Annotated in this window: 22 protein-coding genes, 1 tRNA gene and 1 riboswitch; of the genes, 13 read left to right on the top strand and 10 right to left on the bottom strand. The window is 67.3% G+C overall.

Annotated features, from left to right (window positions below; all coding sequences use genetic code 11):
- The first annotated feature begins 31 nt into the window (after nucleotides 1–31).
- The 6 genes from ACEVQ6_RS01595 to phoB all read left to right on the top strand — a co-directional run bounded on the left by ACEVQ6_RS01595 (nucleotide 32) and on the right by phoB (nucleotide 6,473).
- Complete coding sequence (locus ACEVQ6_RS01595) at nucleotides 32–1,066, top strand: PstS family phosphate ABC transporter substrate-binding protein (RefSeq protein ID WP_374887132.1); 1,035 nt, start codon at nucleotides 32–34, stop codon at nucleotides 1,064–1,066.
- A 203-nt stretch (nucleotides 1,067–1,269) separates the two neighbouring features.
- Nucleotides 1,270–2,754, top strand: coding sequence for a phosphate ABC transporter permease subunit PstC (gene pstC / locus ACEVQ6_RS01590; RefSeq protein ID WP_374887131.1), 1,485 nt, complete (start codon nucleotides 1,270–1,272; stop codon nucleotides 2,752–2,754).
- Nucleotides 2,751–4,070, top strand: a complete 1,320-nt coding sequence (pstA, locus tag ACEVQ6_RS01585; RefSeq protein WP_374887130.1) for a phosphate ABC transporter permease PstA — start codon at nucleotides 2,751–2,753, stop codon at nucleotides 4,068–4,070. Before pstC ends, pstA begins: the two co-directional genes overlap by 4 nt.
- Before the next feature lie 13 nt (nucleotides 4,071–4,083).
- A complete protein-coding gene (gene pstB, locus ACEVQ6_RS01580; protein ID WP_374887129.1) occupies nucleotides 4,084–4,899 on the top strand; it encodes a phosphate ABC transporter ATP-binding protein PstB in 816 nt (271 codons plus the stop codon).
- 28 nt (nucleotides 4,900–4,927) lie between these two features.
- Nucleotides 4,928–5,638, top strand: coding sequence for a phosphate signaling complex protein PhoU (gene phoU / locus ACEVQ6_RS01575; RefSeq protein WP_374887128.1), 711 nt, complete (start codon nucleotides 4,928–4,930; stop codon nucleotides 5,636–5,638).
- Nucleotides 5,639–5,789: 151 nt separating this feature from the next.
- Nucleotides 5,790–6,473, top strand: a complete 684-nt coding sequence (gene phoB, locus ACEVQ6_RS01570) for a phosphate regulon transcriptional regulator PhoB (RefSeq protein ID WP_374887127.1) — start codon at nucleotides 5,790–5,792, stop codon at nucleotides 6,471–6,473.
- A gap of 105 nt (nucleotides 6,474–6,578) precedes the next feature.
- Here phoB and ACEVQ6_RS01565 read toward each other — a convergent pair whose 3' ends face one another.
- Nucleotides 6,579–7,115, bottom strand: a complete 537-nt coding sequence (locus tag ACEVQ6_RS01565; protein WP_374887355.1) for a GcrA family cell cycle regulator — start codon at nucleotides 7,113–7,115, stop codon at nucleotides 6,579–6,581.
- Between the two features lie 437 nt (nucleotides 7,116–7,552).
- Here ACEVQ6_RS01565 and ACEVQ6_RS01560 point away from each other — a divergent pair, with 437 nt between their 5' ends.
- The 3 genes from ACEVQ6_RS01560 to ACEVQ6_RS01550 all read left to right on the top strand — a co-directional run bounded on the left by ACEVQ6_RS01560 (nucleotide 7,553) and on the right by ACEVQ6_RS01550 (nucleotide 10,863).
- Nucleotides 7,553–8,752, top strand: coding sequence for an aspartate aminotransferase family protein (locus tag ACEVQ6_RS01560; RefSeq protein ID WP_374887126.1), 1,200 nt, complete (start codon nucleotides 7,553–7,555; stop codon nucleotides 8,750–8,752).
- 42 nt (nucleotides 8,753–8,794) lie between these two features.
- Complete coding sequence (gene argF, locus ACEVQ6_RS01555; protein ID WP_374887125.1) at nucleotides 8,795–9,712, top strand: ornithine carbamoyltransferase; 918 nt, start codon at nucleotides 8,795–8,797, stop codon at nucleotides 9,710–9,712.
- 161 nt (nucleotides 9,713–9,873) lie between these two features.
- Nucleotides 9,874–10,863 (top strand): Hsp33 family molecular chaperone, encoded by a 990-nt coding sequence (locus ACEVQ6_RS01550; protein ID WP_374887124.1) that lies wholly within the window; start codon nucleotides 9,874–9,876, stop codon nucleotides 10,861–10,863.
- Between the two features lie 37 nt (nucleotides 10,864–10,900).
- Here the strand turns inward: ACEVQ6_RS01550 and apaG are convergent, their stop codons facing one another.
- Complete coding sequence (apaG, locus tag ACEVQ6_RS01545) at nucleotides 10,901–11,293, bottom strand: Co2+/Mg2+ efflux protein ApaG (protein WP_374887123.1); 393 nt, start codon at nucleotides 11,291–11,293, stop codon at nucleotides 10,901–10,903.
- A 187-nt stretch (nucleotides 11,294–11,480) separates the two neighbouring features.
- The gene (locus tag ACEVQ6_RS01540) at nucleotides 11,481–12,665 is read right to left on the bottom strand and encodes an O-succinylhomoserine sulfhydrylase (protein ID WP_374887122.1); all 1,185 of its coding nucleotides are present in this window, start codon (nucleotides 12,663–12,665) and stop codon (nucleotides 11,481–11,483) included.
- Between the two features lie 47 nt (nucleotides 12,666–12,712).
- Nucleotides 12,713–12,792: riboswitch (SAM riboswitch) on the bottom strand.
- A gap of 78 nt (nucleotides 12,793–12,870) precedes the next feature.
- On the opposite strand from ACEVQ6_RS01540, the gene ACEVQ6_RS01535 reads away from it, so the two are divergent.
- A complete protein-coding gene (locus ACEVQ6_RS01535; protein ID WP_374887121.1) occupies nucleotides 12,871–13,968 on the top strand; it encodes a 2'-deoxycytidine 5'-triphosphate deaminase in 1,098 nt (365 codons plus the stop codon).
- 51 nt (nucleotides 13,969–14,019) lie between these two features.
- Nucleotides 14,020–14,093, top strand: a tRNA-Gly gene (locus ACEVQ6_RS01530).
- Nucleotides 14,094–14,113: 20 nt separating this feature from the next.
- Here ACEVQ6_RS01530 and ACEVQ6_RS01525 read toward each other — a convergent pair.
- The gene (locus ACEVQ6_RS01525) at nucleotides 14,114–16,036 is read right to left on the bottom strand and encodes a glycosyltransferase family 2 protein (protein WP_374887120.1); all 1,923 of its coding nucleotides are present in this window, start codon (nucleotides 16,034–16,036) and stop codon (nucleotides 14,114–14,116) included.
- A 106-nt stretch (nucleotides 16,037–16,142) separates the two neighbouring features.
- Here ACEVQ6_RS01525 and ACEVQ6_RS01520 point away from each other — a divergent pair, with 106 nt between their 5' ends.
- Entirely contained in the window at nucleotides 16,143–16,958 is an 816-nt protein-coding gene (locus ACEVQ6_RS01520) for a transporter substrate-binding domain-containing protein (RefSeq protein WP_374887119.1), read from the top strand.
- A gap of 122 nt (nucleotides 16,959–17,080) precedes the next feature.
- Here the strand turns inward: ACEVQ6_RS01520 and ACEVQ6_RS01515 are convergent, their stop codons facing one another.
- The 3 genes from ACEVQ6_RS01515 to ACEVQ6_RS01505 form a co-directional block, all read right to left on the bottom strand.
- On the bottom strand, nucleotides 17,081–17,488 hold the full coding sequence (locus ACEVQ6_RS01515; protein WP_374887118.1) for a tellurite resistance TerB family protein: 408 nt from the start codon (nucleotides 17,486–17,488) through the stop codon (nucleotides 17,081–17,083).
- 61 nt (nucleotides 17,489–17,549) lie between these two features.
- Nucleotides 17,550–18,344, bottom strand: coding sequence for a thermonuclease family protein (locus tag ACEVQ6_RS01510; RefSeq protein WP_374887117.1), 795 nt, complete (start codon nucleotides 18,342–18,344; stop codon nucleotides 17,550–17,552).
- Between the two features lie 46 nt (nucleotides 18,345–18,390).
- The gene (locus ACEVQ6_RS01505) at nucleotides 18,391–19,056 is read right to left on the bottom strand and encodes a S24 family peptidase (protein ID WP_374887116.1); all 666 of its coding nucleotides are present in this window, start codon (nucleotides 19,054–19,056) and stop codon (nucleotides 18,391–18,393) included.
- 273 nt (nucleotides 19,057–19,329) lie between these two features.
- On the opposite strand from ACEVQ6_RS01505, the gene ACEVQ6_RS01500 reads away from it, so the two are divergent.
- Nucleotides 19,330–20,424, top strand: a complete 1,095-nt coding sequence (locus ACEVQ6_RS01500) for a calcium:proton antiporter (protein ID WP_374887115.1) — start codon at nucleotides 19,330–19,332, stop codon at nucleotides 20,422–20,424.
- Between the two features lie 201 nt (nucleotides 20,425–20,625).
- On the opposite strand, the gene ACEVQ6_RS01495 is transcribed toward ACEVQ6_RS01500, so the two are convergent.
- The 3 genes from ACEVQ6_RS01495 to ACEVQ6_RS01485 form a co-directional block, all read right to left on the bottom strand.
- Entirely contained in the window at nucleotides 20,626–22,836 is a 2,211-nt protein-coding gene (locus ACEVQ6_RS01495; protein WP_374887114.1) for a 3-hydroxyacyl-CoA dehydrogenase NAD-binding domain-containing protein, read from the bottom strand.
- A 17-nt stretch (nucleotides 22,837–22,853) separates the two neighbouring features.
- Nucleotides 22,854–24,062: an acetyl-CoA C-acetyltransferase gene (locus ACEVQ6_RS01490; protein WP_374887113.1), complete on the bottom strand. Its 1,209-nt coding sequence runs from the start codon at nucleotides 24,060–24,062 to the stop codon at nucleotides 22,854–22,856.
- Between the two features lie 107 nt (nucleotides 24,063–24,169).
- Nucleotides 24,170–25,966 carry an acyl-CoA dehydrogenase gene (locus ACEVQ6_RS01485; RefSeq protein WP_374887112.1) on the bottom strand — a complete coding sequence of 599 codons (1,797 nt, stop codon included), beginning with the start codon at nucleotides 25,964–25,966 and terminating at the stop codon, nucleotides 24,170–24,172.
- Nucleotides 25,967–26,274: the final 308 nt, after the last annotated feature.

Raw genomic sequence — 26,274 nt, 5'->3', positions numbered from 1 at the left:
CGCCCCACAAGCCCTTACGGGAGAGCACGCAATGAAATCTCTGACCCTCACCGTCGCGGCGCTCGCCGCCTCCGTCGCGTTTGCCGGCGCTGCCGCCGCCCGCGACCAGGTCCAGGTCGCCGGCTCCTCGACGGTCCTGCCCTATGCCAAGATCGTCGCCGAGACCTTTGCCGAGACCTATCCGGACTTCAAGACGCCGATCGTCGAGTCGGGCGGCTCCTCGGGCGGCCTGAAGGAATTCTGCAAGGGCGTCGGCCCGAACACCATCGACATCGCCAACTCCTCGCGCCCGATCAAGGCCTCCGAGGTCGAGGCCTGCAAGGCCGCCGGCGTGACCGAGATCCAGGAAATCAAGATCGGCTATGACGGCATCGTCTTTGCCACCGACAGCGGCAATGCCGACCTGAAGCTCGAGCCGAAGGACCTCTACGCGGCGCTCGCGGCCGAAGTCGTCGTCGACGGCAAGCTCGTCGCCAACCCCTACAAGAAGTGGTCCGAGGTCAACGCCTCGCTGCCCGACGCCGAGATCGCCGCCTACATCCCGGGCGAGAAGCACGGCACCCGCGAAGTCTTCGAGGAAAAGATCCTCGCCCAGGGCTGCAAGGACGTCGGCGCCCTCGATGCGATCAAGGCCGCCGTCTCCGACGAGAAGGAACAGCATGCCAAGTGCGTCGCCGTGCGCAAGGACGGGATGGCTGTCGACATCGACGGCGATTACACCGAGACGCTCGCCCGCATCGCCGCCAACAAGTCCGGCATCGGCGTCTTCGGCCTGTCCTTCTATGAAAACAACGCCGACAAGCTGAAGGTCGCGACCGTCAACGGCGTCGTGCCTTCGACCGAAACGATTGCCTCGGGCGAATATCCGGTGTCGCGCCCGCTGTTCTTCTACGTGAAGAAGGCGCATCTCGGCGTCATCCCGGGCCTCAAGGAATATGTCGAGTTCTTCACGAGCGACGACATGATCGGCCCCGACAGCCCGCTCGCCGAATACGGCCTCGTCGCCGCTCCGGACGCCGAGCGCGAAGAGATCCGCAAGAGCTTCGAAGACGGCAAGATCATGTAACCGGCAACCGGACGGCGGCGCATCGGGACGCGCCGCCGTCCGTCCGCCGCGGGCGGCCTGACGCGCGCGGGCGCCGGAGGCCGGGCCCGGCGGCGTGAGGACGGAATCAACGGCTCCGATGCCGGAGTCTGGGCGGCAAGGCGCCGGATCGTCGTTCAGGGCCCGTGACGGGCAGGACGGTCGTCGCGCCGGGGGACACCTCTATGAATGTTTCAATCCTTGTCCTGGTCATCGTCGTGATCGGCCTCTTCGGCTACACGTTCGGCGCCAGGCGTGCCTTCGCGCTTGCCAACGGCAAGTCGTCGAACCTTCATTCCCGGCCGGGCTATTACGGGGCGCATGTCGCGGTCTGGACCATCCTGCCCGCTTTGGCGCTGATCTTCGTCTGGGTGATCGCCGCGCCGGCCTATATCAATTCCTCCGTGCGCGCCTCGTTTCCCGAGGACGTCAAGGCCCAGCCGCAGGCGACGCAGAACCTCGCCTACAACATGGTCGGCTCGATCGCGCGCGGCCTCGTGCTGCTGACGCCGCAGGAACTGGCCGAGGCCGAGAGCGGTTCGGGCGACGTGCGCGCGCTGCTCGCCTCGCGCGGCGTGCCGCTCGCCGACCAGCCGCAGCCCTACATGATCGAGGCGGCGAAGGACCTGAACGCGATGTCGGCCACGAGCCGCATCGCCCTCACCGTCGCGGCCCTTCTCGCCTCCGCCCTCGGCGCGGCGCTCGCCTTCCGGTCGATCGCCCCGCGCTTTCGGGCCCGCAACGGCGTCGAGCGCGTCATCCTCGGCGCGCTGATCGCCGCCTCCTCGATCGCCATCCTGACGACCGTCGGCATCGTCGCCTCGATGCTGACCGAGGCGATCCACTTCTTCACCATGGTCTCGCCCTGGGAGTTCTTCTTCGGCACGGTCTGGGATCCGCGCTTCGCCGCCGCCGGTGCCGCCGGCACCTCCGGCCAGTTCGGCCTGATCCCGCTTCTGCTCGGCACGCTCTATATCGGCCTCGTCGCCATGCTCTTTGCCGTGCCGATCGGCCTCTTCGCCGCGATCTACATGGCGGAATACGCCTCGCCGAAGTTCCGCGCCGCCGCCAAACCCCTCCTCGAAGTGCTGGCCGGCATCCCGACCATCGTCTACGGCTTCTTCGCCCTCGTCTCGGTCGGCCCGTTCCTGCGCGACATCTCGGCCCAGATCGCCGGCATCGCCACCGGAAATTTCACCAGCTTCATCCAGGCGCAGAGCGTGCTGACCGCCGGTTTCGTCATGGGCATCATGCTGATCCCCTACGTCTCCTCGCTCTCCGACGACATCATCACCGCCGTGCCCCGGTCGCTGCGCGACGGTTCGCTCGGCCTCGGTGCCACCCGCTCGGAGACGATCAAGCGTGTGATCCTGCCGGCGGCGCTGCCGGGCATCGTCGGCGCCGTGCTGATGACCGCCTCGCGCGCCATCGGCGAGACGATGATCGTGGTGCTCGCCGCCGGCGTCGCCGCCCGCATGCAGCTCAACCCCTTCGACCCGATGACCACGGTGACGGTCAAGATCGTCAACCAGCTGACCGGCGACCTCGAATTCACCTCGCCGCAGACCCTGGTCGCCTTCGCGCTCGGCATCACGCTCTTCGTGATCACGCTCTGCCTGAACATCTACGCCCTCTACATCGTCCGCAAGTACCGGGAGCAGTACGAATGAGCCAGGTCATCTCGGCCAACGCCGCCCATGCCGGCGTCAAGCAGACGCGTCGCGACATCGGGATCTCCCGCCGCTACGCCGCGGAGCGCCGCTTCCGCCTCTATGGACTGGCGGCGATCTGCTTCGGCCTCCTGTTCCTTTTCCTGCTGCTGTTCTCGGTCGTCTCCAAGGGCTACACCGCGTTCCAGCAGACGATGATCACCATCCCGGTCGAGTTTTCCGAGCAGATCATCGACAAGGACAACGAGCGGGCGACCAACCCGGCCAAGCTCGTCAGCGCCAACTACCCGGTCGTCGCCCGCAACGCGCTCGCCAAGGTGCTCGGCGTCGAGATGAGCGACCGCGCAGGCCTTCGCGCCGTCAACGGCATGATCTCCGACAGCGTCCGCGTGCAGTTGCGCAAGATGGTCGTCGCCGACCCGTCGCTGATCGGCAGAACGGTCCCGGTGACCATGCTCGCCCATGGCGACCTCGACTCGGCCTTCAAGGGCCAGATCGACCTCTCGGTCGCCGAGACGAGCCGAAAGGTCTCCGACAGGCAGGTGGGCTGGATGAACCAGCTCGCGGAAGCGGGCGCGCTCGCCAAGCATTTCAACACCGGTATCTTCACCAACGGCGCCTCCAGCCGTCCGGAAGCCGCCGGCGTCGGCGTCGCCTTTCTCGGCTCGCTCTACATGATGCTCATCGTGCTGGTGCTGTCGCTGCCGATCGGCGTCGCCGCCTCGATCTATCTCGAGGAATTCGCGCCGAAGAACCGCTTCACCGACCTGATCGAGGTCAACATCAACAATCTGGCGGCGGTGCCCTCGATCGTCTACGGTCTGCTCGGCCTCGCGGTCTTCATCAACTTCGCCGGCCTGCCGCGTTCCGCCGCGATCGTCGGCGGCCTGGTGCTGACGCTGATGACGCTGCCGACGATCATCATCGCCACCCGCGCGGCGCTGAAGGCCGTGCCGCCGTCGATCCGCGCCGCCGCCCTCGGGCTCGGCGCCTCGAAGATGCAGACCGTGTTCCACCACGTCCTGCCGCTCGCCATGCCCGGCATCCTGACCGGCACGATCATCGGCCTCGCCCATGCGCTCGGCGAGACCGCGCCGCTGCTGCTGATCGGCATGGTCGCCTTCGTCGCCGATTTTCCGGCCTCGCCGCTGGATCCGGCCACCGCGATGCCGGTGCAGATCTACATGTGGGCCAACGAGGCGGAACGCGCCTTCGTCGAACGCACCTCGGGGGCGATCATCATTCTCCTGATCTTCCTCATTGTCATGAACCTCGGCGCCATTCTTTTGCGCCGCCGATTTGAACGTCGCTGGTAGAAGGATACTGATCATGAACATGATGACGGAAGCAGCGATCGAGAAAGCCGTGGGTGAGAAGATGAACAGCGTTCCCTACAAGATGATCGGCAAGGACGTCTCCGTCTATTACGGCGAGAAGCGCGCCTTGTTCGACGTCAACCTGAACATCCGCGAAAACACCGTGACGGCGTTGATCGGCCCGTCCGGCTGCGGCAAGTCCACCTTCCTCAGGACGCTGAACCGCATGAACGACACGATCGAGAACTGCCGGGTCACCGGCAGGATCACGCTCGAGCAGGACGACATCTACGACCCGGCGATCGACGTCGTCGAGCTGCGCGCCCGCGTCGGCATGGTGTTCCAGAAGCCGAACCCCTTCCCGAAGTCGATCTACGAGAACGTCGCCTACGGGCCGAAGATCCACGGGCTTGCGCGCGGCCGCAGCGAGTTCGACCAGATCGTCGAGACCAGCTTGCAGAAGGCCGGCCTCTGGAACGAGGTGAAGGACCGGCTGCACGAGCCGGGCACCGGGCTTTCCGGCGGCCAGCAGCAGCGCCTCTGCATCGCGCGTGCCGTGGCCGTCAGCCCCGAGGTCATCCTGATGGACGAGCCTTGCTCGGCCCTCGACCCGATCGCCACCGCCAAGGTCGAGGAACTGATCCACGAGCTGCGCGCCAACTACACGATCGTCATCGTCACCCATTCGATGCAGCAGGCCGCCCGCGTCTCGCAGCGCACCGCCATGTTCCACCTCGGCAATCTCGTCGAGGAGAACGACACCGACAAGATGTTCACCAATCCTGACGACCAGCGCACCCAGGATTACATCATGGGCCGGTTCGGCTGATCCGCGCCCCCGTTCAAGGAACACGACCATGGCATCGCATATCGTCTCCGCCTATGACGACGAACTGAAGTATCTCTCCCGCCGCATTTCCGAGATGGGCGGGATTTCCGAGCAGATGGTGGCCGAATCCGTCCGCGCGCTCGTGCATTCGGACACCGGCCTCGCCCAGAAGGTGATCTCCGACGACGTCATCCTCGACGACGCCGAGCGCCAGATCAACGAGAAGGCGATCGTCACCATCGCCAAGCGCCAGCCGATGGCGAGCGACCTGCGCGAGATCATGGGGTCGATCCGCATCGCCGCCGATCTCGAGCGCGTCGGCGACCTCGCCAAGAACACGGCCAAGCGCGTGACCTCGGTCGCCGGTTCCGGCGTGCCGCGCCAGCTCGCCCGCGGCCTCGAGCATCTCGCCGAACTGGCGCTGACCCAGCTGAAGGAGGTGCTCGACGTCTACGCCTCGCGGCTTCCCGAGAAGGCGAAGAGCATCCGCGAGCGCGACGACGAGATCGACGCGATCTATACGTCGCTGTTCCGCGAGCTGCTCACCTACATGATGGAAGACCCGCGCAACATCACGCCCTGCACCCATCTCCTGTTCTGCGCCAAGAACATCGAGCGCATCGGCGACCACGCGACCAACATCGCCGAGACGATCTATTACATGGCGACCGGCGCCCAGCCGGAGGGCGAGCGCCCGAAGGACGACACCACCGCCTCGCTCGGCGCCATCGCCGGCTGAGGAACGCGGCCGCGCGCGCATCGCGCGGGAGAACGGACCGGACGGTTTCCCGGCGGGCTCGCCCGCCGGTCTCCGTCGGCTGCGGCGGGAGGACGTTTTCCGTCCCGCGACCCGCCGACCGCGGGCCTCATGCCAGGGAGCAACAGACCCCATGAATCCGAGAATTGCCGTTGTCGAGGACGAGGAGGCGCTGAGCGTGCTCCTGCGCTACAATCTCGAGGCCGAGGGCTTCGAGGTCGACACGATCCATCGCGGCGACGAGGCGGAGATCCGGCTGCAGGAGCGCGTGCCGGACCTCCTGGTCCTCGACTGGATGCTGCCCGGCGTGTCCGGCATCGAGCTCTGCCGGAGATTGCGCCAGCGGCCGGAAACGGAGCGCCTGCCGATCATCATGCTGACGGCGCGCGGCGAGGAGAGCGAGCGGGTGCGCGGCCTTGCGACCGGCGCCGACGACTATGTCGTCAAGCCCTTCTCGACGCCAGAGCTGATGGCGCGGATCAAGGCGATGCTGCGCCGCGCCAAGCCGGAGGTCCTGTCGACCCTGCTGAAATGCGGCGACATCGAGCTCGACCGCGAGACGCACCGCGTCCATCGCAAGTCGCGCGAGGTGCGGCTGGGGCCGACCGAATTCCGCCTGCTCGAATTCCTGATGACCTCGCCGGGCCGGGTCTTCTCGCGCTCGCAGCTCCTCGACGGCGTCTGGGGGCATGACATCTATGTCGACGAGCGCACCGTCGACGTCCATGTCGGCCGGCTGCGCAAGGCGCTGAATTTCTCCAACATGCAGGACGTGATCCGCACGGTCCGCGGCGCCGGCTATTCCCTCGAGAGCTGACGGGCGCCGTATTCCGCAACGGTAAAACAAAGCGACCGTGATCCGGAAAGGGTCACGGTCGCTTTCGTCTTTGAGATCGGCACCGGTCCGTCCCGGCCTGCCCCGTCAGCGGGCGCGGCGGCGCTCGGCGGAGGGCTGATAGGCGATGCGGGCATGGAAGCTGCAATAGGGCGAGCTGTCGGGCGAGTCGTTGCCGCAGAAGTGGAATTCCTCGTTCAGCGGATCGCCGATCGGCCATTTGCAGGTGCGCTCGGTCAGCTGGGTGAGGCCGATGCTGCGGGTCATCGGAACCACGACGTTGCTGCGGACCGGCGCCACTTCCACCACCGTCTCGACGACCTCCTCGGCGACTTCGACCTCTTCCTTCAGCATGGTCGCGCCGGCCTGGTGGACCACGGTGCGCGTCGTCACCCGGGTCGCAGCATAGTTCGGCGCTTTCGGGGCGGAGGTGGTGCGCTTGGTGTTGCGTGTCGCGGCGGCGGGGCCGCCGGCCTTGGCGCGTCCCGGCAGGCTCAGCCGGTGCACCTTGCCGATCACCGCGTTGCGGCTGACGCCGCCGAGCTGGGCGGCGATCTGGCTGGCGCTGAGCCCCTCCGACCACAGCTTCTTCAGCTTCTCGACCCGCTCGTCCGTCCAGTTCATGATCATCGTCTCCCGTGTCCCGGCGCCGGCATCGATGGAATCAACCATCCCGCCCCGGCCATCCGGCGGAGCGCCAACGCGACAACTTGTGTTTCGGTGACTAGGTCCGCCGCATGCGTCTCTTAATCGGATATTAAGGTACCGGCCCGGGGACTCCGTGGCAAGAGTCCATGGAATCGCTGCGAATCGAAATCTGGGTTTTCCCCAACTTGCTTTCAGGCCGTGGCATTTTTGCAAGCCCTTCCGGCCAAAAAAATCGATCGGCGTTTTCGCCCTCCCGCATGCGGCGAAACGGCGTCGCTTTGTTGACATCACAGCCTAAAAATGATGATAGTGCGGCGCCGCCGAAAGGCGGTTTTTGATTTTTCGGGCCGGTGTTCGGGCCAGCGGCGCCTGATCCGCGGGCATTCCACCGCAGCGATCGAGGGAGACGCGAGATGGCCGACGCCACGCCGCTTTACGACACCTATGCCCGCGCACCGCTGCGTTTCGAGCGCGGCGACGGCGTCTGGCTGATCGCCGAGGACGGGACGCGCTACCTCGATTTCGCCGCCGGCATCGCCGTCAGCTCGCTCGGCCACTCCCATCCCCATCTGGTCGCGGCCCTGAAGGGGCAGGCCGACAAGCTCTGGCACCTCTCCAATCTCTACGAGGTGCCCGGGCAGGAGACGCTCGGCCGCCGGCTGACCCAGGTGACCTTCGCCGACAAGGTCTTCTTCACCAATTCCGGCGCCGAGGCGCTGGAATGCGCGATCAAGACGGCGCGCCGCTTTCATTTCGCCAAGGGCCATCCGGAAAAGTTCCACGTCATCACCTTCGAGGGCGCCTTCCACGGCCGCACGCTGGCGACGATCGCCGCCGGCGGGCAGGCGAAGTATCTCGAGGGCTTCGGCCCCAAGGTGCCGGGCTTCCTGCAGGTACCCTTCGGCGACATGCAGGCGGTCAAGGATGCGATCACCGAGGAGACCGCGGCGATCCTGATCGAGCCGGTGCAGGGCGAGGGCGGCATCCGGCCGGTGCCGAACGCGTTTCTCCAGGAACTGCGGGCGCTCTGCGACGAATACGGCCTGCTCCTGATCCTCGACGAGGTCCAGTGCGGCGTCGGCCGCACCGGCAAGCTCTTCGCCCATGAATGGGCCGGCATCACGCCGGACATCATGGCGGTCGCCAAGGGCATCGGCGGCGGCTTTCCCTTCGGCGCCTGCCTCGCGACGGCGGAGGCCGCCGCCGGCATGGTCGTCGGCACCCATGGCACGACCTATGGCGGCAATCCGCTTGCGATGGCCGTCGGCAATGCCGTCCTCGACGTCGTGCTGGCCGATGGCTTCCTCGAGCATGTCCGCGACGTGGCGCTGGTCTTCCGCCAGGGGCTCGCCTCGCTGAAGGACCGCTACCCGGACCTGGTCGAGGAGATCCGCGGCGAGGGGCTGATGCTCGGCGTCAAGACCCGCATTCCGCCGGCGGAGTTCCTGAAGGCCGTGCGGGCGGAGCATATGCTGGCGGTGCCGGCGGGCGACAACGTGCTGCGCCTGCTGCCGCCGCTGACGACGACGGCGCAGGAGGCGCGCGAGGGGCTGGCGCGTCTCGAGCGGGCGGCGGAACGGATCACGGCCGCGACGGAACGGAAGACCGCCTGACCGGCGGAAGGCGACGACAGCTAAGGACAGGGACAGACGGACATGGCCGGCACCAGGCATTTTCTCGATCTCTCGGCAATGACGGCCGGCGACCTGCGCGTCATCATCGACGACGCCAAGCTGCGCAAGGTGGCGACCAAGGCGGGCACCGACGACAAGCCGCTTTCCGGCAAGATGCTGGCGATGATCTTCGAGAAGCCGTCGACCCGCACCCGCGTCTCCTTCGATGTCGGCATGCGCCAGCTCGGCGGCGAGACGCTGTTCCTCTCCGGCACCGAGATGCAGCTCGGCCGCGCCGAGACGATCGGCGACACGGCCAAGGTGCTGTCGCGCTATGTCGATGCGATCATGATCCGCACCACCGACCACAACCGCCTGCTGGAGCTTGCCGAGCACGCGACCGTACCGGTCATCAACGGGCTGACCGACGACACCCACCCTTGCCAGATCATGGCCGACATCATGACCTTCGAGGAGCATCGCGGCCCGGTGAAGGGCAGGACGCTCGCCTGGACCGGCGACGGCAACAATGTGCTGCATTCGCTGGTCGAGGGTTCGGCCCGCTTCGGTTACCGCATGACCATGGCCGTGCCGCTCGGCTCCGAGCCGAAGGACAGGTTCCTCAACTGGGCCCGCGACAATGGCGGCGACATCGTGCTGACCCATGATGCCGACAAGGCGGTCACCGGCGCCGACTGCATCGTCACCGACACCTGGGTGTCGATGAACCAGGAGCACCGCGCCCGCGGCCACAACGTCTTCCAGCCCTACCAGGTCAACAGCGCCCTGATGGCCAAGGCGGCGCCGGGAGCGCTGTTCATGCATTGCCTGCCGGCGCATCGCGGCGAGGAGGTGACCGACGAAGTGATCGACGGACCGCAGTCGGTCGTCTTCGACGAGGCGGAGAACCGCCTGCACGCCCAGAAGTCGATCCTCGCCTGGTGCCTCAACGCATTCTAAACGGAACCGCCCCGGTCTGTCGCCTGATGCCGTCCCCTTGATGACGATCGGCGAATTCCTACATGCGGCCCATACCGAACAGGCGAGGGCGCCTTGCGCCCGTTTTGACATGCGCCTCGTCCCGTGATCGACCGCGGGTCGGGGGCGCGGGAGTTTTGACCATGACCACCACCGAAAGCGTTCTTGGCGAATTCGGCCATGCCGGCGACGATCACGTCGTGCCCTTCCAGGTCGACGCGCTCGACGTGCGCGGCCGGGCGGTCCAGCTAGGGCCGATGCTCGACGCCATCCTCGGCCGCCATGACTATCCGGCCCCGGTCGCCCGCCTTCTGGCGGAGACGATCGTGCTGACCGTGCTGCTCGGCACCTCGCTGAAGTTCGACGGCAAGCTGATCGTCCAGACCCGCGGCGACGGGCCCGTCGATCTCGTCGTGGCGGATTTCTCGACGCCGCAGGCGGTGCGCGCCTATGCCCGCTTCGACGCCGACGCGCTCGCCGCCGCCGTTGCCGCCGGAAGGACGGCGCCGCACGACCTGCTCGGCAAGGGCGTGCTCGCCTTCACCATCGACCAGGGCCCGGACACGCAGCGCTACCAGGGCATCGTCGAACTCGACGGTGCCACGCTGGAGGAGATCGCCGGCGTCTATTTCCGCCAGTCGGAGCAGATCCCGACCCGCGTGCGGCTGGAGGCGGCCGAGCTGATCGACCGCGACGGCGAGGGCCGGCCGCGCCATCGCTGGCGGGCGGGCGGTCTCGTTGCGCAGTTCCTGCCGCAGGCCCTGGAGCGCATGCGCCATCCCGACCTGCACGGCGGCGACGGCGACACCCGCGACACGCTCTCGAACGAGGACGACCTCTGGTCGGAAGCGCAGGTCATGGTCGCGAGCGTCGATGCGGATGAACTGACCGATCCGACCGTCGGCGTCGAGCGGCTGCTCTACCGGCTGTTTCACGAGCGCGGTGTCACGGTCTTCCCGTCGCAGGAGGTCCTGGATCGCTGCAGCTGCTCGCGCGAGAAGCTGGCGGAGGTTCTCGCGGGCTTCAGCCGCGAGGAGATCGACCATGTGTCGACGGAGGGCGGCATCGAGGTCACCTGCGAGTTCTGCTCGACGACCTACCGTTTCGAGGCTGCGGAAATCCTGCCGCAGTGACACGCACGGCCGTCCCGCGTCCCCGGCGGGAGAGCTTTCAGTTGAGCGTGCGCACGAGGCCCGGCGTGTCGAGGGAGAAGGCGGGGATGTCCACCTCGAACGTGTCGCCGTCGGCCGATTGCATGCCGTAGCGGCCGAACATGACGCCCGACGGCGTGTCGAGCGGGCAGCCGGACGAATATTCGTAGCTGTCGCCGGGGTTGAGCAGCGGCTGCTCGCCGATGACGCCGGGGCCGCTGACCTCGTCGACCTGGCCGTTCTCGTCGGTGATGTGCCAGTAGCGGCTGAGCAGCCGCACGGCGATCTCGGAATGATTGGCGATGACGATGCGATAGCCCCAGACATAGCGGCTGTCATCCGGATCGGACTGTTCCTCGAGGTAATACGGTTCGACCGTCACCTCGATGTCGCGTGTTTTGGCGCGATACATCTGATCATCCCTTGCCTCGCCGGCCCGTCTCCGGCCTCCCGCCGCGGAGACCGCCGGCTGCTTCGACCTTTCTTTTCCATACATTAGCGGAACTTCGTCAAGAAAGCACAAAGATCGCGCCGATTGTTCTTGACACGCGTATCGAAAAGGAACGGCCGCAGCATGGCGGCCGTTCCTAGCATCGGCGTCAGGCGCGCACGGCGTCGAGCGCGCGGGCGAAATCCTCGACGAGGTCGTCGCCGTCCTCGATGCCGGCCGAAAACCGCACGGTGCCGGGCGAGATGCCGAGCTCCTGCCGCGCCTCCTCCGTCAGGTTCTTGTGCGTCGTCGTCGCCGGATGGGTGATCAGGCTCTTGGCGTCGCCGAGATTGTTGGAGATGCGCACCACGTCCAGCGCGTTCTGGAAGGCGAAGGCCGCCTCCTTTCCGCCCTTCAGCTCGAAGCAGACCAGCGTCGAGCCGCCGGTCATCTGCCGGGCGATGATGTCGGCCTGCGGATGGTCGGCGCGGCCGGGATAGATCACGCGGGCGACCTCGTTGCGTCCGGCGAGGAAGTCGGCGATCTTCGCCGCGTTCTCCGTCTGCTGGCGCACGCGCAGGGGCAGCGTCTCCAGGCCTTTCAGCAGCGTCCAGGCGTTGAAGGGCGAGAGCGCCGGGCCGGTGTGGCGGAAATAGTCTTGCAGGTTCTCGTCGATCCAGTCCTTCGACGACAGGATGACGCCGCCGAGGCAGCGGCCCTGGCCGTCGATATGCTTGGTCGCCGAATAGACGACGACATGGGCGCCGAGTTCGAGCGGCTTCTGGAAGAGCGGCGTGGCGAAGACGTTGTCGACCACCACCTTGATGCCGTGCGCATTGGCGATCGCCGCCACGCCGGCGATGTCGACCACCTCGAGCGTCGGATTGGTCGGGCTTTCGAGGAAGAACACCTTGGTCGCCGGCGTCACCGCCTTCTCCCAGGTGTCGAGGTCGCGGCCGTCGATCAGCGTGCAGCCGATGCCGTATTTCGGCGCCAGCGTCTCGACCACCCAGCGGCAGGAGCCGAAGAGGGCGCGCGCCGCCACGATGTGGTCGCCGGCCTTCAGCTGGCAGAGGATGGCGGCGGAGACGGCGGCCATGCCCGAGGCGGTGGCGCGGGCGTCCTCCGCACCCTCGAGCGCGCACATGCGCTCCTCGAACATCGCGTTGGTCGGGCTGCCGTAGCGCGCATAGATGAAGCCGTCGGTCTCGCCCTTGAAGCGGGCCTCGGCGGATTCCGAGGTCTCGTAGACGAAGCCCTGCGTCAGGAAGATCGCCTCGGAGGTCTCGCCATGGGGGGAGCGGCTCGTGCCGGCATGGACGAGTCGGGTTGCCGGGCGCCAGTTCTTGCTCATGTGCAGTCCCTATCACAACAAAAAAACCGGCCGTGCAATGCAGGGCCGGTTCGTCGAACCCGGCCTTTTTTAGCGACTTCTTTAACGTGGCTGCAAGCCGGCCGGCCAAATCACCACGGGAATAAGCCTCTCATACTGCCGGCTTCCGCTTGCGTCAATTGGCCGTATTTGGTTTTGTCGCAGCCGAGCGAAGGGGAAAGAGACGATGGGCCGGACTTCAGGAATACTCCCGGACCGCGCGATCGCGGCGCTGTTCGAAACCGGCCGGCTGAAGGCCGACGCGGCGCTCGACGGCGACCAGATCCAGCCGGCGAGCCTCGACCTGCGCCTTGGCCCCAAGGCCTATCGGGTGCGGGCGAGCTTCCTGCCGGGCCCCGCCCATCTCGTCGCCGACAAGCTCGACAGGCTGAAGCTGCACGTCGTCGACCTCACCGAGGGGGCGGTGCTGGAGACGGGCTGCGTCTATATCGTGCCGCTGATGGAAAGCCTGGAATTGCCGGAGGAGATGTCGGCCTCGGCCAACCCGAAGAGCTCGACCGGTCGCCTCGACATCTTCACCCGTGTCATCACTGACCGGGCGCAGGAATTCGACAAGATCGCGCCCGGCTATCGCGGGCCGCTCTATCTGGAAATCAGCCCGCGCACCTTCCCGGTCGTCGTGCGGCGCGGCTCGCGCCTGTCGCAGATCCGCTTCCGCATCGGCGACGCGCTGCTCGACGGCGCGGCGCTGACGGCCCTGCACGGGACCGATACCCTGGTGGCGAGCGAAAGCCCGAACGTCACCGGCAATGGCATCGCGTTGTCGATCGATCTCAAGGGCACGGGGCCGGACGGGCTGATCGGCTATCGCGGCAAGCACCACACCGCCGTGATCGACGTCGACCGCAAGGCGGTGCACGACGTGCTCGACTTCTGGGAGCCGCTCCACAATCGCGGCCGCAGCGAGCTGATCCTCGATCCGGACGAGTTCTACATCCTCGTTTCGCGCGAGGCGGTGCATGTACCGCCGCTCTACGCGGCCGAGATGACGCCCTTCGATCCGCTGGTCGGCGAGTTCCGCGTCCATTATGCCGGCTTCTTCGATCCGGGTTTCGGCCATGGCCCGGCCGGCGGCGGCGGCAGCCGCGCTGTGCTGGAGGTGCGCAGCCACGAGGTGCCCTTCATCCTCGAGGACGGCCAGATCGTCGGCCGGCTGGTCTACGAGCACATGCTGGAGCGCCCCGCCGGCCTCTACGGCCTCGGCCTCGGCTCCAACTACCAGGCGCAGGGGCTGAAGCTCTCCAAGCATTTCCGCATGGCGTGACGCCGGCCGGCTTGACACGACGCGCCGCTTCATGGATTTTGCATCCCGGCTGCGGGCATGATGTAGTGGTAGCCTGAAAGCTTCCCAAGCTTTTCGTGCGGGTTCGATTCCCGCTGCCCGCTCCAGCCCTCCCACGATCCAATGCTCATGGTTTTCCGGCTGACACCGGCTTGTGCGGCGTCTTGTTCCACTGGAACGGGCGGCGGTTGAGCTCCACGACCGCCCGCCAGGCCGCGAGCGACACCAGCAGCCAGTAGCCGGGCGCGGCGAGCCATCGCCAGCCGACGGCACGGCGCTCGAGGCGGCCCATCTTGCGCAGGCCGAGCAGGATGAACACCGTATAGCTGCCGAAGATGTTGACGATGTCGCAGCCGAGCAGCGCGCCGTTCAGGACCGGCCGCGCGGCAAAGTCGCCGAAGGCCAGCAGCCAGCCGAGATAGACGAGGAAGGCGAGGATGAAGGGGTGGCTCAGCGACGACAGGAGCATGCCCGCGATCAGCACCTGCGAGACGAGGAAGGCGGCGCTGCCCATCTCGCGCCTCAGCCGGCGCGGTTCGCGCATCAGCACCAGCCAGGTCTGCAGCCACCCCTTGAACCAGCGCGTGCGCTGCGCCAGCCAGACCCGCACCTCCGTCGGCGCCTCCTCCAGCGTCGGCTCCGGCAGGACGCCGACCGTATAGCCGAGGCGGCAGAAGCGCAGGCCGAGATCGGCGTCCTCGGTGACGTTGTAGGGGTCCCAGCCGCCGGCGTCCCTCAGCGCCTGCGTGCGGAAATGGTTCGACGTGCCGCCGAGCGGCAGCGGCAGGCCGACGCGGGCGAGCAGCGGCAGCAGGCCGCGAAAGAGGGCGGAATATTCCAGCGCGAACAGGGCGCTCAGCCAGGAGCGGCCGCTGTTGGTGACGATCAGCGGTGCCTGCAGGCAGGCGAGCCGGTCCGGACCCTTGCGAAAATGGCGATAGGCGGAGCGTAGCTGGCCCGGATGCGGCCGGTCCTCGGCATCGTAGACGGTAATCAGGCTGCCGCGCGCGCCGGCGAGCGCATAGGCGAGCGCCTTCGGCTTGGTGCGCGGCAGGCGGGGCGGGACCTCGACGATCTCGTAATGGGCCGCCAGACCTTCGGCCTTGAGGGCGTCGATCGTCTCGCGGTCGTCGGCCTCGCAGACGAGCTTGATGTCGAGCCGGTCCGGCGGCCAGTCGAGCCGGTTCAGCGCGCCGACGAGCTGGGCGGCGATGGCGCGTTCCCGATAGAGCGCGACCAGCACCGTGTAGACGGGAAGCTCCGCCTCTTCGCCCGGCAGGGGCGCGATCCGCTCCGGCAGCCGCGCGCCGAGCGCCATCATGCGGATCGCCAGATGCCCGAGATAGAAGAGCGAGAGGGCGAGATGGAGCGCGATGATGCTCGCCAGCGGCACGGCATAGGCCGCGGTCGCGATGCCCCAGACCAGAAGGCCGATCGCGAAGCCCTGCATTCCCTGCAGGGTGACGCGGGCGCTGAGATGCGGCGCCTGCTCGAAGAGGGTGCCGACCGCCGCCTCGACCCTGCGCCGCCCGCCCGCGCCCCAGACGGCCCGACGCAATGCCGCCGGCGTCGTCACGGCGAGGCTCGCGCCAAGCCCGGGCCGCGCCGCCATCGCCTCGGCGATCGCCTCCAGGCCCGCAAGCGGCGGGACGATCGCCACCACGGGCGGGCGCGTCGGATGATAGACGCGCACCAGCTCCGGGCAGAGCAGCTGGAGGTCGAGGGCCGGCGTGTCGCGAACGGCGTCGGGTTCGATCTCGGCGAGGAAGGGCAGGCCGAGGACGCGCGCGACGGCGGCGAAGTAGATCCGCTGCACCGCCTCGCCGCAGGCGACGAGCTGGGCCTCGATCGTCGTGCCTCCCTTCTGCGCGCCGATGAGGCAGCGCGCGAGCAGCGCCCGCTCGATGCCGAGGTCGTACAGCGTCCGCCATTCCCGGAACCGGTCCGACAGGTCGACGGAGGCGGCGGGGGCGGGCAGGGGCGACGATGCCGCCGGCACCCCCTCCAGATTGACCGGGGCTGCGGCATCACTGTAGGGATAGGTCTGCATGCCTCCGCAACTCCCGCCGACGCGGCATTCCCGGTCCTTGAAGATAATGCCAAACCCGTTCCGGACATCCCTAAGATTTTACGGGCTTTTCGTGCTTGTCTCCGCAATGTCCGCATTCTGCCTGCCGCAGGCTCGGGCGCAGGATCCGGCGCGACCGGCCTTGCCGCTGCTCTTCGACGCGCGCGAGCGCATCGCCCAGCCGGATCTCACGCCCCTGGCGCGGCTGCGCTTCCTGACGACGGTGGATTTCCCGCCCTTCAATTTCATCGACCAGTCGGGGAAGCTGTCGGGCTTCCATGTCGATCTCGCGCGCGAGATCTGCCGGGAGCTGGAGATCGAGGCGAAATGCCAGATCCAGGCGCTGCCCTTCGACGAGCTGCGCCCGGCGCTCGATGCGGGCGAGGGGGAGGCGATCATCGCCGGCATCGCGGTCACGCCGGAGCTGCGCGGGCGCTACGCCTTCTCGCGGCCCTACATGCAGCTTCCGGCCCGCTTCGCGGTCAACACGAAGGCGGCCGGCGGTAAGGGCGATGTCGCAGGCCTTGCGGGGAAGCCGGTGGGCGTGGTCGCGGGAACGACGCATGAGGCGATGTTCCGCGCCTTCTTCCCCAAGCTGAACGCCCGCGCCTTTCCGGCGCGCGGCGCCATGCTGTCGGCCTTGCGCATGGGAGAGGTGGCCGCCGCCTTTTCCGACGGCGTGCAGCTCTCCTTCTGGGTCGCGAGCACCGAGGCCGCCGGCTGCTGCAGCCTCATCGACGGCGCCTATGTCTCCCAGCGTTTCCTCGGCGAGGGGCTTGCGATCCTGCATCGCCGCGATGCGCCGCTGCTGACGCAGGCGCTCGACCACGCGCTGCTCGCGCTGTCGCGTCAGGGGCGACTCGCGGATCTCTATCTGCGCTATTTCCCGGACGGCATCTACTGATCGCCTCTGCGTGGCCTTGGAGCATCATCCGGACGGAGTGGAACGGGGATCCTCCGCAAGACCATGCTTCAAAACAGAGCGCTGGGAGCGTCGTTCTGATTCGATTGGATCGGACTGAGACCTCAGGCGCGGAACCTCGCGATCGCGCTGCGTTCGATCGCGGCGCAGGTCAGCTTGTCGAGGCCGAGCCGGTCGCGCAAGAGTTGCAGGAGTCGGATCTCCTCGTCGCGCACTGAAAGATCGGCGGCGGCGATTTCGACGGCGAGCGCATAGGCCGTGTCGAAGAGGCGCGGCGGCAGCGCCTCGCGGATCACTTCGAGAACGATGTCGAGACCCTCCGCCCCGGCGAGCAGCGCGCCGCATTCGCGCGACACGGCGACGAGCCGTTCGTCGTCGAAACCGTCGAAGACCGGCAGGAAGCGGCAGAGGCGGCCGATGCGGGCGAGTTCCTGGTCAGTCATCGTCCTGTCGACGGCCGACATCGTCACCATGACATAGACGAGGGCGTCGTGGTGGCTGAGCGTTTTCATGCGGGAAGGATCCTGTTGGAGTGTGGAGAGCGCCTTTCAGTGTGGGAAGCGCGGGGCCGCTTTACAAGGTGTCCGTCGCGCCGTCCTCGGGCATGATCGGCGGCAGCGGCGACGGCTGGACCGGCCGCCGGCGCGGGTCCGTGCCGAAGATGCCGAGGCCGGCCGCCCGCGCGTCGTCCCCCGCCTCGGCGAAGGCGGAGCCGGGACCGGCTTCGGCCCAGCCGTTGCGCACGAGCCATTCGGCGAGGTCCTGGCCGGCAACCGTGCACCGGGCCGTCACCGTCTCCTCCCAGGTGGCGGAGGGCACGTCGCAGGCGATCGAGCGGCCGCGGAGGAAGTTGCGGAACGCCGTCCGGCCGAGCGCGCCGCAGGGCCATTCGTCGGCACCGCAGCGCCGCGCCGCATCCTGCGGCTCGATCCCGTCGAGCTGCAGCCGCCGGCTGTGATCGAAGGCGATCAACCCGGCATTGAGCGGCACCGGACGGGCAAGGAGCACCGGCTTCGCCGGCGCCTCACCCTGTGTGCCGGACGCGGCGGGGCGCGGCGCGACCCGTTCGAGCGGCGTGCCGTCCCTGGCGTCCACGCCTGGGTCGGCCGGCACCTCGCGCAAGGGTGCGCTCTCCACCGCCTCGTCGGTTGCCGGTGGCATCGTCCCTGCGTCGAAAGGCATGGGATCTTCGGACGGCGTTCCCGGGGGATCGACCTCCGCCCCGTCGCCGTCCGGCGTCTCGAGCACGAAGGTCGTGGACGGGTCCGCCTCGCGCGCGCCGATGCGGACGCTGCCGGCGGCGAGCAGGCCGAGAAAGGCGAGGATCGCCACGCCATGGCCGGCGGAGAGAAACATCTGCCCACGCATCAGGAAAATGATCCTAGGGCGCGGAGGCCCGGTTGCCGCGTCCGCATCACTGGCTGGCCCAGATGATCCGGGCGATCCATTCGACATCGGCAAGGTCGAAGCTGCGGTTCGGATGCTCGGGGTTGAGCGACAGGAGTTCGATGCTGCGGGGCGAACGGCGCAGCAGGATCTTCGCCATGACCTCGCCGTCGCGGGTCTTCAGCACGATGCGGTCGCCGCGCCGCACCTGCGCGCCCGGGTCGACGATCAGCACGTCGCCGTCGCGGTAGAGCGGCGCCATGCTGTCGCCCTGGATCTCCAGCGCGTAGACCCCCGTCTGCTCCGTGGGGCTCTTCGGGAACTCGACGATGTCCCATCCCTGTCCCGCCGGAAAGCCGCCATCGTCGAAGAAGCCGCCCGACCCGGCCTGGGCGAAGCCCAGCAGCGGGATCGAGCCGGCCTGCGGCGGAAAGCTTCCCTCCGGCAGGCCGGAGGCGGGGGGCGCCGGGCGCATCAGTTCCATGAACTGTTCCAGGGAGGCGCCGGTCGCCTCCAGCACCTTGGCGATCGATTCCGTCGACGGCCAGCGCTCGCGGCCATCGCCGGACTGGCGCTTCGACTTGTTGAACGCGGTCGGGTCGAGACCGGCGCGGCGCGCGAGACCGGAGGGGGAAAGCTGGTGGCTTTCGGCGAGCGCATCGATCGCGCCCCATATGCGGTCGTGTGAAAGCATCCTGGATCCCGGAAAGGCCGGCACGCCCGAACGGTGCGGGAACGAGCATGGGATACCCTAGCCGAAGCGGTTCCCTGAGTAAATATGGAGAGGAAAATAATCCTGAATTCGCAGGCGTCTCGGCGTGGGACCTAAGGACAGACCGGTGGCAAACGGTCCATCCGCCCTTGCATCGGCGATCACTTTAAAACAAAGAAGGAAGGTGTTCCGGACGATTGCCCGGCGGACCGTTCACGGGTGCGCCCTATTCCGTCGATCCCAGCGAGTTTTCCCATGCTGTCCATCCTGAAATCCGAACGCCTGCTGATCGCGGCCATCCTCGCCGCCGCGGCCGGGGCCATGGCCGAGCACACATTGCTCGACGCGGGACGAATGACGGCGCTCATCGGTGCGGGGCTTTTGATCGTCGCGATCGTCGCCGCCTCCATGCGCGTCGCCCACCATGCCGAGGTGCTGGCCGCCAGGGTCGGCGATCCCTACGGCACGATGATCCTGACGCTGTCGGCGGTGCTCGTCGAGGTGATCATCCTGGCGATCATGATGGGCGGGGAAAGCTCGCCGACGCTGGTCCGCGACACGATCTACGCCGCCGTCATGCTCGACATCAACGGCATCCTCGGCCTTGCCGCGCTTCTCGGCGGCCTGAAGCACGGCGAGCAGCCCTACAACGACGATTCCAGCCGCACCTACAGCGTGATGATCCTGACGGCGATGGGCATTTCGATGGTGGTGCCGGAATTCATCCCGCAGGCGAAATGGCATTTCTATTCCGCCTTCACCATCGGCGCGATGATCCTGCTCTACACGCTGTTCCTGCGCATGCAGGTGGGCGCGCACAGCTATTTCTTCTCCTATGCCTATCCGCGCGCGCCGCGCGCCGCCTCCGCCGCGGAGCACGGGACGGAGGAGGAGGAACCGGTGACGCGGGCCATCGGCCTCCTCGTCCTCGGCATCGTGGTGATCGGCGTCCTGGCAGAGATGATGTCGACGCTGCTCGGCGAGGGCCTGCGCGGCAGCGGCGCGCCGCCGGCGATCGCCGCGATCGTGGTCGCGACCATCTCGGCCGCGCCGGAGATCCTGACGGCGATGAGGGCCGCGCTCGCCAACCGGATGCAGGCCGTCGTCAACATCGCGCTCGGCGCGTCGCTCTCCACCGTCATCCTCACCGTGCCGGTGATGGAGGCGATCGCGCTCTATACCGGCCAGCCCTTCATCATGGCGATGACGCCGGTGCAGACGGTGATGGTCGCGATCACGCTGGTCGTCGCCGCCATCAACCTCAACGACGGCGAGACCAATGCGATCGAGGGCATGACGCATTTCGTGCTCTTTGCCACCTTCGTCATGCTCTCGATCCTGGGGCTGTGATCTCAGGCGTTCCGGTGAGCGGGGTCCCCAGAGCGCTCTCTCCTCTGGCTTCTGCGCTGTGTCCGACGCCGAAGCGATCCCGCTCCGGCTGGACATGGCTTAAAGCGTGTCGCGATCTTTCAGATTCGCTTGTAAGCTTTAGGTCTTTGTTTCTACGCGTGTCTTTTCGCAAGACTGCTGCACACCTTTGCGAGACACGCTTTAGGCCGCCCTGCTCTTCGCGTAAGGGTCGAAGCGGCCGTAGAAGGTCTCGCCCTTCGCCGCCATCTCCTCAAGCAGCGCCGTCGGGCGGAAGCGGTCGCCGTGGTCGGCCGCGAGCCGTTCGCAGAGCGCGACGAAGGCCTTCACGCCCATGCCGTCGATATAGCTGAGCGTCCCCCCGGTATAGGGCGCAAAGCCGAAGCCGAGGATCGAGCCGACATCCGCCTCGCGCGGATCGGTGACGATGCCCTCCTCGACGGTGCGGGCCGCCTCCAGCGCGATGGTGACGAGGAAGCGGCTCTTCAAGACCTCGACATCGACCGCCTCCGCCGGCTGCTGCGGGTAGAAGGTCTTCAGCTCCGGCCAGAGATATTTCTTCGCGGGCTTCGCCGGATATTCGTAGAAGCCGTGGCCGTTCTTGCGGCCGCGCCGGTCGAGATCGTCGACCATCCGGTCGATCAGCGCCATGTGCTCCGGATCGACGGAGGCCGCGCCGAGATCGGCGATCGAGGCCTTCAGGATCTTCTGGCTGAGATCGATCGCCACCTCGTCGTTGAGAGACAGCGGTCCGACCGGCATGCCGGCCATCTTCGCCGCATTCTCGATCATCGCCGGCGGCACGCCCTCGATCAGCATGTCATAGGCTTCGTGGATGTAGCGGAAGACGCAGCGGTTGACGTAGAAGCCGCGCGTGTCGTTGACGACGATCGGCGTCTTCCTGATCGCGGCGACGAAATCGAGCGCGGTCGCCAGCGCCCCGTCGCCGGTCTTCTCCCCGAGGATCACCTCGGTCAGCATCATTTTTTCCACAGGCGAGAAGAAGTGGATGCCGATGAACTGCTCCGGCCGGATCGAGGTTTCGGCCAGACCCGAGATCGGCAGGGTGGAGGTGTTGGAGGCGAAGATCGCGTCCGGCGCGATCACGGCTTCGACCGCCTTGATCACGGCGGTCTTGACCGCCCGGTCCTCGAACACCGCCTCGATGACGAGGCCGGCATCGGCGAGATCCTGATAGTCGGCCGACGGCGTGATGCGGGCAAGCAGCGCCTCGCCCTCTTCCTGGCTGAAACGGCCCTTGCCGACGCTGTCCTTCACCAGCTTTTCCGAATGCGCCTTGCCCTTTTCCGCCGCCGCGATGTCGCGGTCGATCAGCGTCACCGGAATGCCGGCGGCGGCCGTCACATAGGCGATCGACGCGCCCATGAAGCCGGCGCCGACGACGCCGATCTTGGCGAAGCGCGATTTCGCAATGCCGGCCGGCCGGCGCGCGCCCTTGCCGAGTTCCTGCATCGAAATGAACAGCGAGCGGATCATCGAAAACGCTTCGGTCGTCTGCAGGATCTCGGTGAAATAGCGCTGCTCGACCTTCAGCGCCGTGTCGAAGGGCAGTTGCAGGCCTTCATAGACGCATTTGAGGATCGCCGTCGCGCCGGGGAAGTTGCCATAGGTCTCGCGCCGCAGGATCGCCGAGGCCGCCGGCCAGAGCTGACCGCCGGCGGGCGTCCAGACGCCGCCGCCCGGCACCTTGAAGCCGCGCTCGTCCCAGGGCTGGACGGGCTTCAGGCCCGCCTTCAGCATCGCCTTCGCCGCCTCGATGAGTCTATCCGGATCGACGATCTCGTGGACGAGGCCCATCGCCCTGGCGCGCTGCGGGGTGAGCGTCTGGCCGGTCGTCATCATCTGCAGGGCGTCCTGCGTGTTGGTCAGGCGGGGCACGCGCTGGGTGCCGCCGGCGCCGGGAAAGATGCCGACCTTGACCTCGGGAAGGGCGATCTTCACCGATGCCGTGTTGGCGGCGACGCGGCCGTGGCAGGCGAGCGCCAGTTCGAAGGCGCCGCCCATGCAGGTGCCGTTGATCGCCGCGACCCAGGGCTTGCCGCAGGTTTCGAGCTTGCGGAAGACGCGGGTGAGGCTGCCGGCGAGCTCGAACAGCTTTTCCGCCGCGTGGTCGGGATCTGTCCGCTTCTGCTCTTCGTAGAAGGAGAACATGCCCTTGATCATCGAAAGATCGGCGCCGCCGGAAAAGGCGGCCTTGCCGGACGTCACGACCGCGCCCTTGACCGCAGCGTCCGAGGCGACCTGATCGACGATCGCATCGAGTTCCGCCAGCACCTCCTGGGTGATGACGTTCATCGACCGGCCCGGCATGTCCCAGGTGACGAGCGCGAGGCCGTCGGCGTCGGTCTCGATGGAGAAGTTGGTGTAGGTCATAGTCTGTTCTCCCCGGCTCAGACGCGTTCGATGATCGTCGCGGTGCCCATGCCGGCGCCGATGCAGAGCGTCACCAGCGCGGTGTTGAGATCGCGGCGTTCCAGTTCGTCGAGCACGGTGCCGAGGATCATCGCCCCGGTGGCGCCGAGCGGATGGCCCATGGCGATCGCTCCGCCATTGACGTTGATGATGTCGGAGGAAATGTCGAAGGCTTGGCGGTAGCGCAGCACCACGGCGGCGAAGGCTTCGTTGAGCTCGAAGAGGTCGATGTCCGAGAGCGACATGCCCGAGCGCTTCAGCAGCTTTTCCGTGACGTCGACGGGGCCGGTGAGCATCAGCGCCGGATCGGAGCCGGTATTGGCGAAGGCACGGATTCTTGCCCTCGGTTTCAGCCCCATCGCCTCGCCGCCGGCCTTCGAGCCGATGAGCACGGCGGCCGCGCCATCGACGATGCCCGACGAATTGCCGGCATGGTGGACATAAGTGAGGCGCTCGATCTCGGGATGAGCCTGGATGGCGACGGATTCGAAGCCTCCCATCTCGCCCGGCATCTGGAAGGAAGGGTTCAGCGCCGCCAGCGCCTGCATGTCCGTGCCGGGGCGCATGTGCTCGTCGCGGTCGAGAATGGTCAGCCCGTTCTGGTCTTTTACGGGTACGACCGAGCGATCGAAATAGCCGCTCGCCCATGCATGGGCCGCGCGCTTCTGGCTCTCCACCGCATAGGCATCGACGTCGTCGCGGGAAAACCCGTATTTCGTGGCGATCAGGTCGGCGGAGACGCCCTGCGGCATGAAGTAGGCCGGCAGGTTGACGGACGGGTCCATGAACCAGGCGCCGCCCGCCATGCCGAGGCCGACGCGCGACATGCTCTCGACGCCGCCGGCAATGGCGATATCGTCCGCCCCTTGCGCGATCTTGGCCGCCGCAAGGTTGACGGCGTCGAGCCCGGAGGCGCAGAAGCGCGAGATCTGCATGCCCGGCGCCCGCGTCGCATAGCCGGCCTCGAAGGCGGCCCCCTTGGCGATGACGGCGCCGGCATCCATCACGGGGTCGACGCAACCCATGATGATGTCGTCGACTTCGGCGGTGTCCAGACCGTTGCGGTCGCGGATCGCCTCCAGCACCTTGGCCGCGAGCCGGACCGACGGCACCTCGTGCAGCGCGCCGTCCTTCTTGCCGCGCCCGCGCGGGGTGCGCACATGGTCGTAGATGAAGACGTCGGTCATGGTCGTAAGAACTCCCGTGGAGCAGTCATCCTGCCTGATGATGTGGTTGTAGTGGCGCCAGGCGAGGGGTCAATCCGTCTTGCGCGGTCGGGTTCGGCGGAATGCGCTCAAAATCTATCCGCCTCCAGCGCCATCGTCGTGTCCGCGCCCGCCTCGATGCGGGCCTTGCGCAGGGCGGTTTCCGGCAGCAGCCGTTCCATGAAGAAACGCGCCGTCACCAGCTTGGCCTTGAGGAACGCGGCATTGTCAGCTTCACCCGCGGCCAGCTTTTCTTCCGCCGCCTTCGCCATCTTCGCCCACATGTAGCCGAGCATGACGAGGCCGGAGAGGTGCATGTAGTCGGTCGAGCCGGCGCCGGCATTGTCGGGCCTGGCGAGCGCATTGGCCATGAACCACATGGTCGCGGCCTGCAGGTCGCCCAATCCCTTCTTCAGCGCCTTGGTGTAGACGACGAGCTTTTCGTCGCTGCGGTTCTCCTCGCAGAAATCGCCGATTTCCTTGAACAGCGCCATGATCGCCCGTCCGCCGTTCTGGCCGAGCTTGCGGCCGACGAGGTCGAGCGCCTGAATGCCGTTGGCGCCCTCGTAGATCATGGCGATGCGCGCGTCGCGCACATACTGGCTCATGCCATGCTCCTCGATATAGCCGTGGCCGCCGAAGACCTGCTGCGCCATCACCGTGTGGTCGAAGCCGCGGTCGGTCATCACGCCCTTGAGGATCGGCGTCATCAGGCCGAGCAGGTCGTCGGCCGCCTGGCGCTCGGCGGCGTCGCCGGAGCGGTGGGCGATGTCGGATTTCAGCGCCGTCCACAGCGTGAAGGCGCGGCCCGCCTCGGTGAAGGCGCGGATCGTCATCAGCGTGCGGCGCACGTCCGGATGGACGATGATCGGATCGGCCGCCTTTGCCGGCGCCTTCGCGCCCGTCAGCGCCCGGCCCTGCAGCCGTTCGCGCGCATAGGCGGCGGCATTCTGGTAGGCGACCTCGGCGATCGACAGGCCTTGCATGCCGACGCCGAGCCGGGCCTCGTTCATCATCACGAACATGGCGTTGAGGCCGCGATTCTCCGTGCCGATCAGCTGGCCGATCGCGCCGTCATAGTTCATCACGCAGGTGGCATTGGCGTGGATGCCCATCTTGTGCTCGATCGCGCCGCAGGTGACGCCGTTCGCCGCACCGGGCGTCCCGTCCTCGTTCACCTGGAATTTCGGCACGATGAACAGCGAGATGCCCTTGGTTCCCTCCGGCGCGCCCTCGATGCGGGCAAGCACCAGATGGACGATGTTGTCGGAAAGATCGTGCTCGCCGGCGGAGATGAAGATCTTCTGGCCGGTGATCCGGTAGCTGCCGTCGCCCTGCGGAACCGCCTTCGTCCGCAGCAGGCCGAGATCGGTGCCGCAATGGGGTTCCGTCAGGTTCATCGTGCCGGTCCAGCGCCCCTCCACCATTTTCGGCAGGTAGGTCGCCTTCTGCTCCGCGCTGCCATGGACGAGGATCGCGGCGATCGCTCCCTGCGTCAGGCCCGGATACATGGTGAAGGCCATGTTGGCGGCGGAGAAATATTCGCCGACCGCCGTGTGCAGCGTGTAGGGCAGGCCCTGTCCGCCATGCTCCTCCGGAATGGCGAGGCCGAGCCAGCCGCTGTCGCGATAGAGGCCGAATGCCTCGCGAAACCCTTGAGGCGTGGTGACGCGGCCGTCGGCCTGGCGCGTGCAGCCCTCCCGGTCGCCGGAAAGGTTGAGCGGAAACAGCACGTCCTCGGCAAGCTTCGCCGCCTCGGTGAGGATCGCCTCGACCGTCTCGGCGCTCGCCTCGCCGAAACCCGGCAGGGCGCCGTGGCGCCCGATGTCCAGCACGTCGTCGAGCACGAAAAGCGTATCCGTCACCGGGGCCTTGTAGACAGGCATCTCAGTCCTCACCTTTTCTGGGCGGTGCTCCGCCGCGCCTCCGCCGTCCCGCGATGTCGGGTCAGCCTAGGGATTTTTGACGTTCGCGTAAACGTCAAAAATTCCCGCAGCCCGTGCTCCGCCCGTCCGGCCTCGCCCAGTGTAAGGGCGAGATCCCTTACGTTTCCTCACTGCCCGCGTCCGGCCCGAAGACGGGGGCAGTCGCGCGCAGGGGGAGGCACGGCCTTTTTCCGTGCGCCGACCTCATGCCGGCGGAACCGGTGCCGCGACCGCCACGTCCTCCACGGGTCTCTGCCGCGGCGACGCTG

Source organism: Ensifer soli (genome assembly GCF_041928815.1).
Lineage (GTDB): Bacteria > Pseudomonadota > Alphaproteobacteria > Rhizobiales > Rhizobiaceae > JBHFEI01.
This window is presented reverse-complemented; position numbering and strand designations above follow the sequence as displayed.